Annotated in this window: 14 protein-coding genes; 4 read left to right on the top strand and 10 right to left on the bottom strand. The window is 68.9% G+C overall.

Annotated features, from left to right (window positions below; genetic code table 11):
• Positions 1-28: 28 nt before the first annotated feature.
• The 6 genes from ndk to ACE3OU_RS04945 all read right to left on the bottom strand — a co-directional run bounded on the left by ndk (position 29) and on the right by ACE3OU_RS04945 (position 6,748).
• Positions 29-454, bottom strand: a complete 426-nt coding sequence (gene ndk, locus ACE3OU_RS04970) for a nucleoside-diphosphate kinase (RefSeq protein ID WP_153160961.1) — start codon at positions 452-454, stop codon at positions 29-31.
• A 387-nt stretch (positions 455-841) separates the two neighbouring features.
• A complete protein-coding gene (ccoS, locus tag ACE3OU_RS04965; protein ID WP_374240436.1) occupies positions 842-1,036 on the bottom strand; it encodes a cbb3-type cytochrome oxidase assembly protein CcoS in 195 nt (64 codons plus the stop codon).
• An 8-nt stretch (positions 1,037-1,044) separates the two neighbouring features.
• Positions 1,045-3,492 (bottom strand): heavy metal translocating P-type ATPase, encoded by a 2,448-nt coding sequence (locus ACE3OU_RS04960; RefSeq protein ID WP_374240435.1) that lies wholly within the window; start codon positions 3,490-3,492, stop codon positions 1,045-1,047.
• A gap of 176 nt (positions 3,493-3,668) precedes the next feature.
• Positions 3,669-4,952 (bottom strand): TRAP transporter large permease, encoded by a 1,284-nt coding sequence (locus ACE3OU_RS04955; protein ID WP_374240434.1) that lies wholly within the window; start codon positions 4,950-4,952, stop codon positions 3,669-3,671.
• Complete coding sequence (locus ACE3OU_RS04950; protein WP_374240433.1) at positions 4,949-5,650, bottom strand: TRAP transporter small permease; 702 nt, start codon at positions 5,648-5,650, stop codon at positions 4,949-4,951. The genes ACE3OU_RS04955 and ACE3OU_RS04950 overlap by 4 nt, the downstream gene beginning before the upstream one ends.
• A gap of 93 nt (positions 5,651-5,743) precedes the next feature.
• Complete coding sequence (locus tag ACE3OU_RS04945; RefSeq protein WP_374240432.1) at positions 5,744-6,748, bottom strand: TRAP transporter substrate-binding protein; 1,005 nt, start codon at positions 6,746-6,748, stop codon at positions 5,744-5,746.
• A 286-nt stretch (positions 6,749-7,034) separates the two neighbouring features.
• Here ACE3OU_RS04945 and ACE3OU_RS04940 point away from each other — a divergent pair, with 286 nt between their 5' ends.
• Together ACE3OU_RS04940 and ACE3OU_RS04935 are read left to right on the top strand one after the other, a co-directional pair.
• A complete protein-coding gene (locus ACE3OU_RS04940; RefSeq protein ID WP_374240528.1) occupies positions 7,035-8,912 on the top strand; it encodes a sensor histidine kinase in 1,878 nt (625 codons plus the stop codon).
• A complete protein-coding gene (locus tag ACE3OU_RS04935; RefSeq protein ID WP_374240431.1) occupies positions 8,909-9,514 on the top strand; it encodes a response regulator transcription factor in 606 nt (201 codons plus the stop codon). Before ACE3OU_RS04940 ends, ACE3OU_RS04935 begins: the two co-directional genes overlap by 4 nt.
• A gap of 29 nt (positions 9,515-9,543) precedes the next feature.
• Here ACE3OU_RS04935 and tilS read toward each other — a convergent pair whose 3' ends face one another.
• Both tilS and ACE3OU_RS04925 read right to left on the bottom strand, forming a co-directional pair.
• Entirely contained in the window at positions 9,544-10,869 is a 1,326-nt protein-coding gene (gene tilS, locus ACE3OU_RS04930; RefSeq protein WP_374240430.1) for a tRNA lysidine(34) synthetase TilS, read from the bottom strand.
• Positions 10,856-11,824: an acetyl-CoA carboxylase carboxyltransferase subunit alpha gene (locus ACE3OU_RS04925; RefSeq protein ID WP_374240429.1), complete on the bottom strand. Its 969-nt coding sequence runs from the start codon at positions 11,822-11,824 to the stop codon at positions 10,856-10,858. Before ACE3OU_RS04925 ends, tilS begins: the two co-directional genes overlap by 14 nt.
• A 166-nt stretch (positions 11,825-11,990) precedes the next feature.
• Between ACE3OU_RS04925 and murJ the strand changes: the two genes are divergently transcribed.
• The gene (gene murJ, locus ACE3OU_RS04920; RefSeq protein WP_374240428.1) at positions 11,991-13,529 is read left to right on the top strand and encodes a murein biosynthesis integral membrane protein MurJ; all 1,539 of its coding nucleotides are present in this window, start codon (positions 11,991-11,993) and stop codon (positions 13,527-13,529) included.
• Between the two features lie 14 nt (positions 13,530-13,543).
• On the opposite strand, the gene ACE3OU_RS04915 is transcribed toward murJ, so the two are convergent.
• Entirely contained in the window at positions 13,544-13,975 is a 432-nt protein-coding gene (locus tag ACE3OU_RS04915; RefSeq protein WP_374240427.1) for an amino acid-binding protein, read from the bottom strand.
• Between the two features lie 10 nt (positions 13,976-13,985).
• The gene (locus ACE3OU_RS04910; RefSeq protein WP_374240426.1) at positions 13,986-15,326 is read right to left on the bottom strand and encodes a phenylacetate--CoA ligase family protein; all 1,341 of its coding nucleotides are present in this window, start codon (positions 15,324-15,326) and stop codon (positions 13,986-13,988) included.
• A 198-nt stretch (positions 15,327-15,524) separates the two neighbouring features.
• Here ACE3OU_RS04910 and ACE3OU_RS04905 point away from each other — a divergent pair, with 198 nt between their 5' ends.
• Positions 15,525-16,154 carry a YbhB/YbcL family Raf kinase inhibitor-like protein gene (locus ACE3OU_RS04905; protein WP_374240425.1) on the top strand — a complete coding sequence of 210 codons (630 nt, stop codon included), beginning with the start codon at positions 15,525-15,527 and terminating at the stop codon, positions 16,152-16,154.
• Positions 16,155-16,161 lie beyond the last annotated feature (7 nt).

Raw genomic sequence — 16,161 nt, 5'->3', positions numbered from 1 at the left:
AGGAGTTTCATCCCGCCGGTACAGATCATCAACGGCTGTAAACGTTCATGCCCGGGAAGAAGAAGGCGACTTCCACGGCAGCGGTTTCGGGAGCGTCGGAGCCATGCACGGCGTTGGCGTCGATGGACTCGGCGAAATCGGCGCGGATGGTGCCCTTGTCGGCCTTCTTCGGGTCGGTGGCGCCCATCAGCTCACGGTTCTTGGCGATGGCGTTCTCGCCTTCCAGGCACTGGATCATCACCGGGCCGGAGGTCATGAAGGAGACCAGATCCTTGAAGAAGGGGCGCTCTTTGTGAACAGCGTAGAACTCGCCGGCTTCACGCTCGGAGAGGTGAGCCATCTTGGCGGCGATGACCTTGAGGCCGGCGCCTTCGAAACGGGCGTAGATCTGGCCGATCACGTTCTTGGCGACGGCATCGGGCTTGATGATGGAGAGGGTGCGTTCAATGGCCATAAGCTAGACTCCAGTAAGGCTGAGGTGGTCGAAAAACCGAAAGCCTGGAATTTTAGCAGGTTGGTACGTCGATTCGGCGTTTTTCGGAACCACAGGACGATTACCGGATGTAAGACTGCCGCGGCAAACCAGGCCGGGAGAGGGAAGATGGCGGACGGGCGTCACGCCGGGGCGCCGGAGACGGACGAAAAAAAAGGGTGCGCATCGCGCACCCCCAACCCCAACAGAGAGACTTCAGCTTTGGGCCGCAAGGCCCTGAAAACGCACTGATTGTTGCTCGTGTTCGCGTCTTCAACCTGGAGCGGATTATGCACGAGGCCGGGGGGCGAGGAATTGACTTGAATCAAAACCCTTTCACTTTCAGGGTCAATCAGGCATCGCTGATGCTCAGGATGCGCCCGGGCCGGCCTTGTCGGCCTTGCCCGGTGCTACCTTAGGGGGGGAGTCGTCGTCGCTGACCACCCGGTAGCCCGGACCTTCGAGGTCGTCGAACTGGCCGCTCTTCACGGACCACCAGAAGATGAAGCCGATCAGGAACACCAGCACGACCGACAGGGGGATGAGCAGGTACAGGCTTTCCATGGGCAACCTCAGCGCTTGAGCCCGCGCTGCAGGCGCAGGGCATTGAGAACGACGAACAGCGAGCTGGCCGACATGCCGATGCCCGCCATCCACGGGGTGACGAGGCCGGACATGGCCAGCGGGACGGCCGTGAAATTGTAGGCGAAGGACCACCACAGGTTCTGGCGGATGATGGACAGCGCCCGCCGCGACAGCGCCAGCCCATCGGCCAGGGCCCCCAGGCGGGCGCTCAGCAGCACGATGTCGGCCTGGTTGCGGGCGAGGTCGGTGCCGCCGCCCATCGCCACCGACACCTGGGCCTGGGCCAGCACCGGCGCATCATTGACACCATCGCCGACCATCGCGATCACCGCGTCGCCCTTCTGCAATGCGCGCAGGCCGGCGTGCTTGCCCTCCGGCGTCATGCCCCCCACCGCGTGCTCCACCCCCAGCTGGCGCCCGACCGCCTCGACGGCCGGCGGCGTGTCGCCGCTGAAGATCGACAGCGCGAGGCCCTCCGCCCGCAGGGTCTCGAAAGTCTGGACACAATCCTCGCGCAGGCCGTCGCTGAGCGCGAAGCCGCCCAGCCAGCCGACCGACGAGGCCAGCGCGATCACCGTGCGGCCGGAGCGCTCGTCCTCCAGCAGGGCTTCGGGGACCGGCGCCGCCGCGAGCTCAGCGGCGAAAGCCGGGCGGCCGATGCGATAGGTGACGCCGTCCAGCACGCCAGCGACGCCCTGCCCCGTGGTGGCCGCGACGCCGCCGAAAGCCGGCAGGGAGACGCCCTCCTCCGCCGCACGCAGGCGCAGGGCCTTGCCGATGGCGTGCTCGGAGCCCTGCTCCAGGCCGGCCGCCAGCGCCAGCAGCGTGGAGGCGTCGGCGGCACCGAAGGCCCGCACCGTCTCGACGCGCATCTCGCCGTAGGTGAGCGTGCCGGTCTTGTCGAAAACAAAATGGTCGGCCCGCGCAAGGGCTTCGATGGCGTGGCCGCGGGTCACCAGGACGCCCATCCGGGCCAGGGCGTCGGTGGCTACGGTGAGCGCCACCGGCGTGGCCAGCGAGAGGGCGCAAGGGCAGCTCACCACCAGCACCGAGACGAAGATCCACAGGGCGCGGTCGGGATCGTGCCAGTACCACCAGCCGGCGGTGACGCAGGCCAGCACCAGCAGCGCGACGATGAAGTAGGCCGCCACCCGGTCGGCCTGCTGGACGACCCGCGGCTTTTCGGCCGAGGCCCGTTCCATCAGCTGGCGGATCGCCGCCAGGCGGGTGTGCTCGCCGGTGCGGCTGACGCGCACGCACAGCGGGCTGCCGCCATTCACCGTGCCGCCGGTGATCTCGGCCCCCGGGCGCTTGGGCACCGGGCGGCTCTCGCCGGTGAGGAGCGCCTCGTTGGCCTCACTCTCGCCCTCGATCACGACACCGTCGGCGGGCACCGTCTCGCCGGGCTTGACGCGGATCACGTCGCCCACCACGAGCTGCGAAACCGGCACCTTGTCGCCCGCGGGCGACGGCCAGGCGGCGAGCTTCTCGGCGAAGGCCGGCAATGCCTTGCCCAGCTCCTCGACACCGCGCACGGCTTTCTGCCGGGCCAGCATCTCCACGTAGCGGCCGCACAGCAGGAAGAACACGAACATCGTCACCGAGTCGAAATACACCTCGCCCTGGCCGATGACGGTGGCCCAGCAGCTGGCGACGAAGGCCGCCCCCACGCCCAGCGCCACCGGCACGTCCATGCCCAGCCGGCGCAGGCGCACGTCGCGCCAGGCGTGGCTGAAGAAGGGCGCGGCGGAGTACAGCACCACCGGCGCGGTGAGGATCAGGCTGGCCCAGCGCATCATCGCCTCGATGTCGGCGGTCATCTCGCCGTCGGCGGCGATGTAGGCCGGGAAGGCGTACATCATCACCTGCATCATCCCGAAGCCGGCCACGAAGATCCGCCACAGGGCGCTGCGGCGCTCCCGCTGGGAGATCTGCTCGGAGCGGGCGGCGTCGTAGGGATAGGCCCGGTAGCCGATGGCCTGGATCGCCGCGAGGATGTCGGACAGCTTGATGCGGCGCTCGTCCCAGCGTACGCGGGCGCGCCGGGTGGCGTAGTTGATGTCGACGGCGGTGACGCCGGGCTGGTGGGCCACGTGCTGTTCGTTGAGCCAGATGCACGCCGAGCAGGTGATGCCCTCGAGGATCAGCGCGGCTTCGCGTTCGTGCTCGCCGATGGGCTTGACGAAGCCCTGCTGGAAGTCCGGGTGGTCGAACAGGCCGAGATCCTTGAGCTCGTCGGGCATGGCCTCACGGGCCTGCTCGGGCATCGCGTCGCGGCGCTTGTAGTAGTCGATGAGGCCGCTGCTGACGATGGACTGGGCCACCGCCTGGCAGCCGGTGCAGCACATCTGGTGGCGGGTGCCTTCGATGTCCACCGGCAGGTCGACATCAGCGGGAATCGGCAGGCCGCAGTGGTAGCAGTCGTGCTCGGGCACGGGGGAAGTCGGGGGCAACGGCTGGGACAACGCAGGCCTCGCAATCAGGGCCCGCAGCCGGACGCGGCCGCGGGAAAACCCGATCTTTTATCACAAAGCTGCGGCGCAGCAAAAGAATGCCCCGCCGCAGGCCGGGCGCACCGGCCGGCACGCGCCCCGGACCGCGGCGGCGGGGCTCACATCACGCCCAGCATCCGCGGGAACCACAGGGACAGCGCTGGCCAGTAGGTGACCACGCCCAGGAACACCAGCATGGACAGCAGCCACGGCCACACCGCCACGGTGAGCTCGGTGATGCCCATCCTGGTGATGCCGGAGGCCACGTACAGGTTGAGGCCAACCGGCGGGTGGCACATGCCGACCTCCATGTTCACCACCATGATGATGCCGAAGTGCACCGGGTCGATGCCCAGCTTCATCGCCACCGGGAACAGGATGGGCGCGAAGATCAGCACGATGCTCGACGGCTCCATGAAGTTGCCGGCCAAGAGCAGCAGCACATTCACCGCCAGCAGGAAGGCGATCACCCCCAGCCCGTGGCCCAGCATCCAGTCGGCCAGCGCCTGCGGGATGTTCTCGTTGGTCATGATGAAGGAGAACAGCACCGCGTTGGTGATGATGTAGAGCAGCATCGCCGACATGTTGGCCGAGTTGAGCAGCACCTTCGGCACGTCCTTCAGCGGCATGTCCTTGTAAACAAAGACCGCCACGATGAAGGCATACATCGCGCTCATCGCCGCCGCCTCGGTGGGGGTGAAGATGCCGGTGTAGATGCCGCCCATCACCACCACGATCAGCAACAGGCCCCACACCGACTCGCGGAAGGCCTTGACCCGCGCGGCGAGGGATGCCTTGGGCTGGCGCGGATAGTCGAACTTGCGCGCCCGATACCAGGTCACGCCGCCGAGGGTCGCCGCCAGGGCCAGGCCCGGCACCACGCCGGCCATGAACAGCGCGCCGACCGAGGTGTTGGTGGCCACCGAGTACATCACCATCACGATGGACGGCGGGATCAGGATCCCCAGCGCGCCGGCGGTGGTGATGATGCCGGCGCCGAACTTGTTGGGGAAACCCGCCCGCACCATCGCCGGCAGCAGGATCGAGCCGATCGCCACCACCGTGGCCGGCGACGAGCCCGACACCGCCGCGAACAGCGCGCAGGCCAGCACCCCGGCCAGGCCCAGGCCGCCGTACCAGTGGCCGACCATCGAGGTGGCGAAGGTGATCATCCGCTTGGCCACCCCGCCGTGGGTCAGGAAGTTGCCGGCCAGGATGAAGAAGGGGATCGCCATGATCTCGAACTTCTCGATGCCGGTGAACAGCTTGAGCGCCACGGATTCGAGGGGCACCTCGGTCATGGTGAACAGGAAGCTCAGCACCGTGAGGCCGAGGGAGATCGAGATGGGCATGCCCGTGAGCATCAGCACGAGCAGGATGCCGAAGATGATCGCGGCGTTCATTGGCGGCCTCCCTTGCCCGGGCCGCGCGATGCACCGCGGGGCGTGTGCTTGAGATCGTGCATGTGCAGGTTGTCGTCCATGCCGTACACGTCCACATCCACCGGCAGCTGCTCGGCCTCGAGCCCGTCCACGTGGCCGTGGTCGTGATGGGGCAGCTCGCCGGTGCGCAGGAAGTTCCAGGCCACCTGCAGGAAGCGGAAGCACATCAGGCTGGAGCCCAGCGGGATGGCGCTATAGACGATCCAGGTCGGCCACTCGAGATCGGGGGTGGTCGGGCCCTCGGGGATGTCGCCGACCTCCGCGCCGGTGAAGCTCAGGAAGGCATAGTGGGCACCGTTCTCCCAGACGAAATGGGCGCCCAGAGTGGCGACGATGCCGGTGAACAGCGCGCCGGCCAGCAGCCCGAAAACGATGAAGCGACCGCGCGCGGCATCCGACAGGCGGTTGATGAGCACATCGACGCCCACGTGGATGCCCGTGCGCACCCCGTAGGCGGCGCCAAACTTGGCCATCCACACGAACATGATGATGCACAGCTCCTGGGCCCAGCTGAAGTTGAGGGACAGGAGCCAGTCCTGCAGGCCGGGAATGCTGAGCCCGGCGAGGTAACGATGGACCACCGCGACGAAGATGATCGCCGTGGCGCCGCCCATCAGGAGGGTGATGATCCACTCCTCCAGGTGATCGAGTAGTTTCATGCTGGCACCTCGGAAGGGCTGTGCGGCGTGACAGGGCCGCCCGCGATGGCGGAGCGGACCCTGCGTCAAGAGGGGTCTTTCAGGCAGTCAGGATTACAGCTTCGCGGGGTCGAAGCCGGTTTCCTTGTAGATCGACTCGATCAGGCCCTTGCCGATGCGCCCCTCCATCTTCTGATGGACTGGCACCAGCGCCTTCTTGAAGGCCAGCTTCTCGTCCTTGGTCGGCACGTACACCTGGGTCTTGCCGCTCTTCCTGATCGCCTCGAGGGATTTGTCGTTTTCTTCCTGGGCGATCTTGTTGGCGTAGGCGGTGGCCTCCTTCATCGCCGTCTCGAGGTTGCCGCGCACGTCGGAGGGCAGGCCGTCCCAGAACTTCTTGTTGGCGATCACCGCGTAGCCCAGGTAGCCGTGGTCGGTCACGGTCAGGTGCTTCTGCACCTCGTGCATCTTCTGGGTGTACATGTTGGAGTGGGGGTTCTCGGTGCCATCGACGACGCCGGTCTGCAGCGCCTGGTACACCTCGGAGAAGGCCATCACCTGGGGCAGGCCGCCGACGCTGCGGATTTCCTCCTCGAGCACCTTGGACGACTGGATGCGCAGCTTCTTGCCCTTCAGGTCGGCGGGGCTGCGGATCGGGGTATTGGCCGAGAACGACTTGAAGCCGTTGTCCCAGTAGGCCAGGCCGACGATGCCCTTCGGCTCCAGCTTCTTCAGGATGCCGGCGCCCACCGGCCCCTGGGTGACCCGGTGCAGCTCGGTGTAGTCGTCGAAGATGTAGGGCAGGTCGAAGACCTCGAACTCCTTCACCCCCAGCGGGCCGAACTTGGCCAGCGACGGCGCCAGCATCTGCACCGCGCCCAGTTGCAGCGCCTCGAGCTCCTCCTTGTCCTTGTAGAGCGCGCTGTTGGCGTAGACTTCCACCTTCACCTTGCCCTTGCCGAGCTCCTCGGCGCGCTTCTTGAAGAACTCGGAGGCCTTGCCCTTGGGCGTGTCGGCAGCCACCACGTGACTGAACTTGATCACGATCGGCGCCTGGGCGACGGCGCCCGAGCAGAAACCGACGGCGGCGAGGCTGAACAGGATGGTGCGAAGTTTCATGGATGTCTCCTTTGTTTTTTTGATGCGACGGACTTGACCGGCTGCAGCCGCCCGACTCCAATACCCGGGCCGGCTTATACCCTCAAAGTAGTCCCCGCTCCGGCAGGCGCTCAATTGTGGAAAGCCCTCAGGCCCGCGCCGGCCTTCTTTGTCACCATGCCGCCGACGACAAGGAGATCCCTCACCCGTGCCCCACACCGCCCTGCCGCCCCCCTCCGCCACACCGCCGCCGCCCAGCTGGTACTGGAGCCTGCCCTACGCCGCGGTGGCCCTCTTCATCGCCGCGATGGCGGCGCTGCTGTGGCTGATCCACCGGGAGGACGCCGAGGAGCAGCGCGCCACCCTGATCACCGACGTGCTGTGGATGGAGCAGAACTTCTCCTTCCAGTTCGAGCGCAACAACGCCCTCCTCGTCCAGCTCGGCCCCGAGCTGCTCGCCGGCAGCATCGGGACCACCACCCAGGCCCGCCTGAAGCGCGCCCTCGACCCCGAGAGCGGCATCGTCCGGGTGCTCTGGCTCGACGCCGACGGCAAGGTGAAGGGCGCCACCCCGCCCTTCACCAACAACGAGATGGTCGGCGAGACCGCCGGCACCTTCCCCTCCGCCGCGGCCCTGCGGCTGGCCAGCTCCCTCGGCCGCCCGGTGTATAGCGACGCCTACGCGGTGCTCGAGAACCAGACCCAGTTCGAGGTCCACCAGCCGATCTTCGACGGCGGACGGCAGCTCGGCACCGTGGTCGGCGTGTATTCCCTCAACGCCCTCATCGCGCGGCAGGTGCCCTGGTGGTTCTCCGAGCGCTACCGGGTCTCGGTGACCAACAACCTGGGCGTCGAGATCGCCGCCAAGTCCAAGGTGTCGCCCCTCGCCACCCTGGCCTACGAGATCCCCTTCGAGCCGCCCGGCCATGGCCTCAACCTCGTCATCACCGCCTACAAGAGCGAGGTGCGCTGGATCCCGATGCTGCTGATGGGCTCCCTCGGGGTGCTCGCCGCCGCCATCGTGTGGAGCCTGTGGCAGCTGCGCCGCCACATGCAGCGCCGCCAGGCCGCCGAGCAGGCCCTCAGCAGCGAGCACGCCTTCCGCAAGGCCATGGAGGACTCCCTCAACACCGGCATGCGCGCCCGCGACCTCGACGGGCGCATCACCTACGTGAACCCGGCCTTCTGCCGGATGGTCGGCTGGAGCGCCGAGGAGCTGGTCGGCATGCGCCCGCCGATGCCCTACTGGGCCCCGGAAGCCATCGAACACACCCGCGGCGTGCACCAGCAGATCCTCGGCGGCAAGGCGCCACCCCAGGGGCTGGAAGTGCGCCTGATGCGCAGGAACGGCGAGCGCTTCGACGCCCTGGTGATCGAGGCCCCGCTCATCGACGACCGGGGCCGCCACATCGGCTGGATGGGCTCGGTGGTGGACGTCACCGAACAGAAGCGCGCCCAGGAGCTCGCCCGCCAGCAGCAGGAACGCCTGCAGGCCACCGCCCGCCTCGTGACCATGGGCGAGATGGCGTCCACCCTCGCCCACGAGCTCAACCAGCCCCTGGCCGCCATCTCGAGCTACAACACCGGCTGCCTCAACATGCTCGAACACGGCAGCATCGCCCCCGACGAGCTCAGCGGCGTGCTCCAGAAGATCGGCAAGCAGGCCCAGCGCGCCGCCCAGATCATCCGGCGGGTGCACGCCTTCGTGCGGCGCAGCGAGCCCAAGCTCGAGCGCGTCGACTTCAACGGCGTGATCCGCGAGGCGGTGGGCCTGGTCGAGGCCGACGCGGCCCGGCGCGGGGTGGGCCTCAACGTGGAGCTCGCCGACGGCCTGCCGCCGGTGCTCGCCGACCCGGTGATGATCGAGCAGGTGGCCATCAACCTCATCCGCAACGGCATGGACGCCATGGCCGACACCCCCCGGCGCGAACGCCGCCTCCGCCTCGCCACCCGGGCCGAGGACGGCATGCTGCTGTTCTCGGTGGCCGATCGAGGCCGGGGCATCCCGGCGGAAGTCGCCGAGAGGCTGTTCACCCCCTTCTTCACCACCAAGGAAGAAGGCATGGGCATGGGCCTCAACATCTGCCGCTCCATCGCCGAGCTGCACCGGGGGCGCCTCGGCTTCGAGCCCAATCCGGACGGTGGTACGATCTTCCGCTTCTCGCTTCCCGCCTCCAGCCCATGAGCCAAGCCTTCGCCCACATCGTCGACGACGACGAAGCCATCCGCGACGCCCTCACCTGGCTGTTCCGCACCCGTCAGGTCGCCAGCCAGCCCTGGGAATCCGCCGAGGCCTTCCTGGCCGCCTGGCAGCCCGACTGGCGGGGCTGCATCGTGCTCGACATCCGCATGCGCGAGATGAGCGGGCTCGAATGCTTCGACGCCCTGCGCGAACGGGGCAACACCCTGCCGGTGATCTTCCTCACCGGCCACGGCGACGTGCCGATGGCGGTGGGTGCCCTCAAGAAGGGCGCCTTCGACTTTCTCGAGAAGCCGGTGGACGACAACGCGCTGGTGGACCGGGTCATCCGCGCCCTCGCCTCCGACGCCCGCCGCCAGGCCAGCGAGGCCAGCCAGGCCACCGTCGCCACCCGCATCGCCCAGCTCACCCCGCGCGAGCACGAGGTGATGCGCCTGGTGCTGGCCGGCAAGTTCAACAAGGTGATCGCCGACGAGCTCAACATCTCGATGCGCACCGTCGAGGTGCACCGCTCGCGGGTCTTCGAGAAAATGGGTGTCCGCTCGGCGGTCGAGCTGGCGCAGCTGCTCGCCCATCCGCGGGACTGAGCGCGGGGCGGGCCTGCCCGGCGCAGCGTTCAGCCCAGGCCCGACCAGCCGAACACCAGCCCGGTCTCCTCCGGCCGGCAGCCGAATTCGGCCGCCACGCCCACCCCTGCGATCCACGCCAGGCGGCCATCCACCCACAGCAGGGGCAGGTTGTCGCGCAGCCAGGGCGGCACGCCGGCCTCCTGCAGCAGGTTCTTGAGGGAGCGGCTCGGGCCGCCGGCACGCAGGCGCATCCGCTCGCCCCCGGCGCGGCGGCGCAGCTCACAGCGCCCGCCGGCGAGCACGGAGGCCGCCACGCCCTCCCCCACCGCCTCGCGCCAGCCCACCGCCCCCCCCGCCCACGGGGTGCTGGCCTCCCCGCTCCAGGCCAGGGACGCGGGTGCCTCCGGGGTGTGGGACGGCGCCAGCCACCAGGCATCGCGATATACACACAAGGCTGACCCACCCACCGGCAGCCGCAACCCCTCGGCCGCGCCCTCGCTGCAGAGCTGGCGTTCGATCTCCCGCAACCGGTCCTCGTCGGGCATCGCCTCGCCGGCACCCTGCAGCAGGAAGCGCATCAGGTTGCGCCGGCGGGCCGACGACAGGCCCAGCGCGCCCACCCGTCCGAGGCGGCCACCGGGCAGGCGCAGGGCGGCCAGATCGAGGGCGGCGAGCTCGTCGAGCATTCCGGCCGCCTCGCCGCACAGCCGGCCCATCCGGGCCAGCCCGGCCGCGGCGCCCGGAAAACGGGATTCGACGAGGGGCAGCACCTCGTGGCGCAGGAAGTTGCGGGAGAAGCCGCAATCGGCGTTGCTCGGGTCGTCAACCCACGCGAGCCCCGCGGAACGGGCGTGGGCGAGCAGGTCTGCGCGAGGAACATCGAGGAGCGGGCGCCAGATCATGGGCCCCGGGCCAGACGGATCGACGGGCCGCATGCCGCTCGCGCCCCGCACGCCGGCACCGCGGATCGCGCGGAACAGCACCGTCTCGGCCTGGTCGTCCCGGTGGTGGGCGAGCGCCAGCGCGTCGTCGCCCAAGGCCGCCAGCGCCGCCCGCCGGGCCTCGCGCGCGGCAGCCTCGAGCCCGCCCGGGTGCCGGCGATCCACCTCGACCCGGCACACCGCGAGGGGCACGCCCAGGCGGTCGCACAGGCGCCGGCACTCGCCGGCCCAGGCTTCGGAGCCGGCGACGAGGCCGTGCTGCACATGGGCAGCCGAGAGGTCGATGGAAAGGGGCTGGCGCAGGCCGGCCAGCAGATGGAGCAGAACGGTGGAATCGAGCCCGCCGCTCAGCCCGACGCGTACCCGCCGGGCTGGCCGGGGAAGCTGGTGCCAGCTGCGGGCGACCCGCGCAGAGAGGTCAATCGACGGCAATTTCCTTGAACTTGCCGTAGCTCATCAGGCGCTCGAAGCGCCGCTCGAGCAGCTCGGACGGCGACAGGTCGGACACCTGGCGCAGGGCGTCCTGCAGCGCGCGCTTGAGGCTCTGGGCCATCACCCGGTGGTCGCGGTGGGCGCCGCCGACGGGCTCGTTGATCACCTTGTCGATGAGGCCCAGCGACTTGAGGCGCGAGGCGGTGATGCCCATCGTCTCGGCCGCGTCGGAGGCCCGCTCGGCGCTCTTCCAGAGGATGGAGGCGCAGCCCTCGGGGGAGATCACCGAGTAGGTGGAGTACTGCAGCATCATCAGCTGGTCGCCGACCGCGATGGCCAGCGCGCCGCCGGAGCCGCCCTCGCCGATCACCGTGCAGATGATGGGCACCTTGAGCTCGGCCATCACGAACAGGTTGTGGCCGATGGCCTCGGACTGGCCGCGCTCCTCGGCGTCGATGCCCGGGTAGGCGCCCGGCGTGTCGATGAAGGTGAACACCGGCAGGCCGAACTTCTCGGCCAGCTTCATCAGGCGCAGCGCCTTGCGGTAGCCCTCGGGGCGCGGCATGCCGAAGTTGCGGAAGATCTTCTCCTTGGTGTCGCGGCCCTTCTGGTGGCCGATCACCATGCAGGGCTGGCCGTTGAAGCGGGCCAGGCCACCGACGATCGCCTTGTCGTCGGCAAAGCTGCGGTCGCCGTGGAGCTCCTCGAAGTCGGTGAAGATGTGCTCCACGTAGTCCAGCGTGTACGGCCGCTGCGGGTGGCGGGCGACCAGCGCGCACTGCCAGGGCGTCAGCTTGGCGTAGATGTCCTTGGTAAGGCCGTAGTTCTTCTGTTCCAGGCGGGCGATCTCTTCGGAGATATCCACCGCCGAATCGTCCTGCACGAAGCGCAGTTCTTCGATCTTCGCCTCGAGTTCGGCAATGGGCTGTTCAAAATCCAGGAACGTGGTCTTCATCGGGGGGCTTACGAGTGAAAATTTCGCGCATTTTACCCCATCACCCGTCGGGACGCGCACCGCCCCGGAAAAGCCGCACGCGCCCCATGGAAATTGCATTGCTGCACGGCGCAACGGCAGCTAAAGTGCACGCCCCGTGCTTTTCGCTGCGTCGCCCATGGCCTCGATGAACCTCCTCCGTGCCCTCGCCACCGTCAGCGGCATGACCCTCCTGTCGCGCATCCTCGGCTTCGTGCGGGATTTCGTGGTGGCGCGGGCCTTCGGCGCCGGCATGGAGACCGACGCCTTCTTCGTCGCCTTCCGGCTGCCCAACCTGCTGCGCCGGATGTTTGCCGAGGGGGCCTTCTCCCAGGCTTTCGTGCCCATCCTCGCCGAATATAAAAACAAGCGTGGTGAGGCGGAGACCCACCGGCTGGTGAACCACGTGGCCAGCGGCCTGGGGCTGGTCGTGCTGCTGGTGTCCATCCTCGGCGCCGCGGCCGCGCCGCTGATCATCTACGCCACCGCCCCCGGCTTCTCGGCCGACGCCGGCAAGTTCGAGCTGACGGTGCAGCTCACCCGCATCACCTTCCCATACATCTTCTTCATGTCGCTGGTGGCGCTGGCCGGCGGCGTGCTCAACACCTGGAGCCGCTTCGCGATCCCGGCCTTCACGCCGGTGCTGCTCAACCTGTCGTTCATCGCGATGGCGCTGCTGGCGGCGCCCTACTTCGACCCGCCGGTGCTGGCGCTGGGCTGGGCGGTGTTCATCGGCGGGCTGGCCCAGGTGTTGCTGCAGCTGCGGCCGCTGGCCAGAATCGGCATGCTGCCGCGCTTCTCGCTGGATTTCTCCGACCCCGGCGTGCGGCGCATCCTCAAGCTGATGGCGCCGGCGATCCTCGGCGTGTCGGTGAGCCAGATCTCGCTGCTGATCAACACCATCTTCGCGTCCTTCCTGCCCAGCGGCAGCGTGTCGTGGCTGTACTACGCCGACCGCCTGATGGAGTTCCCGGCCGGCATGCTCGGCGTGGCCCTCGGCACGATCCTGCTGCCCAGCCTGTCCAAGATGCACGCCGACGAGAAACCCGCCGAGTTCTCGTCGCTGCTCGACTGGGGCCTGCGCCTCACGCTGATGATCACCCTGCCCGCCGCGCTGGGGCTGGCGCTGCTGGCGGTGCCGCTGATCGCCACCCTCTTCCACCACGGCGCCTTCACCACCGCCGACGTGTTCCAGACCCGCACGGCGCTGGTCGCCTACAGCGTCGGCCTGGCCGGCCTGATCCTCGTGAAGGTGCTGGCGCCGGCCTTCTACGCCCGCCAGGACATCCGCACCCCGGTGAAGATCGCGCTGATCTCGCTGGCGGCAACCCAGCTGATGAACCTGCTCTTCATCGGCCCGCTGCAGCACGCCGGGCTGGCGCTGTCAATCGGCCTCGCCTCGTGCATCAACGCCGGCATGCTCTACCGCGGCCTGCGCCAGCGCGGCGTGTACCAGCCCCAGCCGGGCTGGGGGCTGTTCTTCGTGAAGCTGCTGGTGGCGCTGGCGGTGCTCGGCGTGGCGGTGTGGTTCACCGCCGGCTCCAGCGCGCTGTGGCTGCACGCCTCCGGCCTCGAGCGGGTGATCCGCCTGACGCTGCTGGTGGTCGGCGGGATGGCGGTGTATTTCGCCACCCTGTTCACCCTCGGCTTCCGGGTGCGCGACTTCCGCCGCCGCGCCGCCACCTGAGCGCGCCAACGCCCTCAGCCCTGCAGCAGGGTCACCGGCGCGACCACGTTGAGGCCGCGCCGCTGCAGCTCCGCCACCGCCCGGTCGGGGTCGCTGAAGCGGATGATGACCACCGCCTGCTGCCCGGGGGCGGTGCTGAAGGCGTACATGTACTCGATGTCCAGCCCCGCTTCGTCGGTGGTGGCGAGCACCCGGGCGAGGCCGCCGGCGCTGTCGGGCACCTCCACCGCCAGCACGTCGGTGAGCTGGGCCACGTAGCCCGCCGCCTCGAGGGCCGCCTTGCCGGCCGGCGGGTCGGCGACGATCAGCCGCAGGATGCCAAAGTCCCGGCTGTCGGCCAGGCACAAAGTGTGGATGTTGATGCCGCGGGCGGCGAGGGCCTCGCAGGCAGCGTGCAGGCGGCCGCTGCGGTTTTCGATGAAGGTCGAGAGCTGGCTGATTTTCATGGCGGCGTCCTCACTGGCTGTCCTGGCGTTCGTCCCACACCCGCCTGGCCTTGCCCTCGCTGCGCGGCAGCGAATGGGGCTCGGCGAGGCGCACCGTCACGTGGAGGCCGGTGACGTTGAGGATCGAGTGGGCGATGCGGCGGCGCAGCTCTTCCATCGCGCCGATCCGGTCGCTGAAGAACTCCGGGCCCACCTCGATCTCGACGTGCATCTGGTCGAGCCCGTGGGCCCGGCGCAGCACGATGCGGTAGTGCGGCAGGGCCCCCTCGACGGCCAGCAGCGCCGCCTCGATCTGGGACGGGAATACGTTGATGCCGTGGATGATCATCATGTCGTCGCTGCGCCGGCCGACCCGCTGCATGCGGCGGATGCTGCGGCCGCAGGCGCAGGGCTCGGTGACCAGCCGGGTGATGTCGCGGGTGCGGTAGCGGATCATCGGCATCGCGCGCTTGGAGAGGGTGGTCAGCACCAGCTCGCCCTCCTCGCCGTCGGGCAGCACCGCGCCGGTCTCGGGGTCGATGATCTCGGGGTAAAAGTGGTCCTCGAACACGTGCAGGCCGTCCTGGGCGCTGCATTCGGCGGCGACGCCGGGGCCGATGATCTCGGACAGCCCGTAGATGTCGAAGGCCCGGATGCCCGCGTCGGCCTCGATGCGCGCCCGCATCGCCGGCGTCCATGGCTCGGCGCCGAAGATGCCCGCCCGCAGCGGCAGCTCGCGCAGGTCGATGCCGAGCTCGCCGGCCCGTTCGATGAGGTGCAGGAAGTAGCTCGGCGTGGCGCAGATGGCGTTCACCCGGAAATCCCGCAGCAGCATCACCTGCCGGTCGGTGTTGCCCCCCGACACCGGCACCACCGTGGCCCCCAGCGCCTCGAGCCCGTAATGGGCTCCCAGGCCGCCGGTGAACAGGCCGTAGCCGAAGGCGTTCTGCACGATGTCGCCGCGGCTGATGCCGGCCGCCGCAAAGGTGCGCAGCATCACCGACGACCACACCTCGACATCCTCCGCCGTGTAGGCCACCACGATGGGCTTGCCGGTGGTGCCGCTCGAGGCATGCAGCCGCACGATCTCCGACATCGGGCTGGCGAAGAGGCCAAACGGGTAGGTGTCGCGCAGGTCGGCCTTGACGGTGAACGGCAGGCGCCCGAGGTCGGCCAGCGATTCGATGCTGGCCGGCGTCAGACCCCGCGCGTCCATGCGCTCGCGGAACAAGGGCACGTGGGCGTAGGCGCGGCCGACGATGTGCTTCAGGCGGCGCAACTGGAGCTCGCGCAGCTGGGCGGCGGGCAGATAGTCCGACGCACTGACCGGATGAAAGCCCGGGCCGGCGTCGTTCCAGTTCTCTCGCAGCATGTGGGTGTCTCCTGTGACTTCGGGCCCCCGCCGCGTCGCCCCTCCCCTCGTGGATGTTTTTTGTTATGGGGCCGGACACAGGATGGTGGCCGACTGAGTGGAAGCGGCTCTCTGCTCGGTCAGTTCACGGCGCCCATTATCGCCCGGCAGGCCGCCGGCGGGCTGCTAGAATTTGCCCTTCATCCCAAGGAGAAGACCATGCGATTGAGCAGCGACAGCTTCAAGGACGGCGCGGTGATCCCCGGCGAATTCGCCTTCTGCGTGCCGGCCCGGGAGGGCCACGTGGCCCTCAGCACCAACCTCAACCCCCACCTGGCGTGGGCCGACGCCCCCGCCGGCACCCGCTCGTTCGCGCTGATCTGCCACGACCCGGACGTGCCCAGCCGCGGTGACGACGTGAACCAGGAAGGCCGCAGCGTACCCGCCGAGCTGCCGCGGGTGGATTTCTTCCACTGGGTGCTGGTGGACCTGCCCGCCTCCACCACCGCCATCGCCCCCGGCAGCCACGCCTGCGCCGTGACCCCGCACGGCAAGCCCGGCCCCGACCTGCCCGACGGCAGCCGCCACGGCATCAACGACTACACCGGCTGGTTCGCCGGCGACGCGCAGATGGAGGGCAACTACTTCGGCTACGACGGCCCCTGCCCGCCGTGGAACGACAGCATCCGCCACCGCTACGTGTTCACGCTGTTCGCCCTCGACATTCCGCGGGTGCCGGTCGAAGGCGCCTTCACCGGCCAGCAGGTGCGCGACGCGATCGCCGGCCACATCCTGGCCCAGGCCAGCCTCACCGGCACCTACAGCCTCAACCCGGCGGTGCCGGCCTGAGCGCCTG

Origin of the sequence: Zoogloea sp., assembly GCF_041908905.1 — a bacterium.
GTDB lineage: Bacteria > Pseudomonadota > Gammaproteobacteria > Burkholderiales > Rhodocyclaceae > Zoogloea.
Note: the sequence above shows the minus strand (reverse complement) of the source record. Positions and strands in the feature narration are given on the sequence as shown.

Bases quoted from the DNA above. Each gene is read 5' to 3' on its own strand.
- ndk (WP_153160961.1), bottom strand. From the start codon at position 454: ATGGCCATTGAACGCACCCTCTCCATCATCAAGCCCGATGCCGTCGCC.
- ccoS (WP_374240436.1), bottom strand. From the start codon at position 1,036: ATGGAAAGCCTGTACCTGCTCATCCCCCTGTCGGTCGTGCTGGTGTTC.
- ACE3OU_RS04955 (WP_374240434.1), bottom strand. From the start codon at position 4,952: ATGAACGCCGCGATCATCTTCGGCATCCTGCTCGTGCTGATGCTCACG.
- ACE3OU_RS04950 (WP_374240433.1), bottom strand. From the start codon at position 5,650: ATGAAACTACTCGATCACCTGGAGGAGTGGATCATCACCCTCCTGATG.
- ACE3OU_RS04945 (WP_374240432.1), bottom strand. From the start codon at position 6,748: ATGAAACTTCGCACCATCCTGTTCAGCCTCGCCGCCGTCGGTTTCTGC.
- ACE3OU_RS04940 (WP_374240528.1), top strand. From the start codon at position 7,035: ATGGCGGCGCTGCTGTGGCTGATCCACCGGGAGGACGCCGAGGAGCAG.
- ACE3OU_RS04935 (WP_374240431.1), top strand. From the start codon at position 8,909: ATGAGCCAAGCCTTCGCCCACATCGTCGACGACGACGAAGCCATCCGC.
- ACE3OU_RS04925 (WP_374240429.1), bottom strand. From the start codon at position 11,824: ATGAAGACCACGTTCCTGGATTTTGAACAGCCCATTGCCGAACTCGAG.
- murJ (WP_374240428.1), top strand. From the start codon at position 11,991: ATGAACCTCCTCCGTGCCCTCGCCACCGTCAGCGGCATGACCCTCCTG.
- ACE3OU_RS04915 (WP_374240427.1), bottom strand. From the start codon at position 13,975: ATGAAAATCAGCCAGCTCTCGACCTTCATCGAAAACCGCAGCGGCCGC.
- ACE3OU_RS04910 (WP_374240426.1), bottom strand. From the start codon at position 15,326: ATGCTGCGAGAGAACTGGAACGACGCCGGCCCGGGCTTTCATCCGGTC.
- ACE3OU_RS04905 (WP_374240425.1), top strand. From the start codon at position 15,525: ATGCGATTGAGCAGCGACAGCTTCAAGGACGGCGCGGTGATCCCCGGC.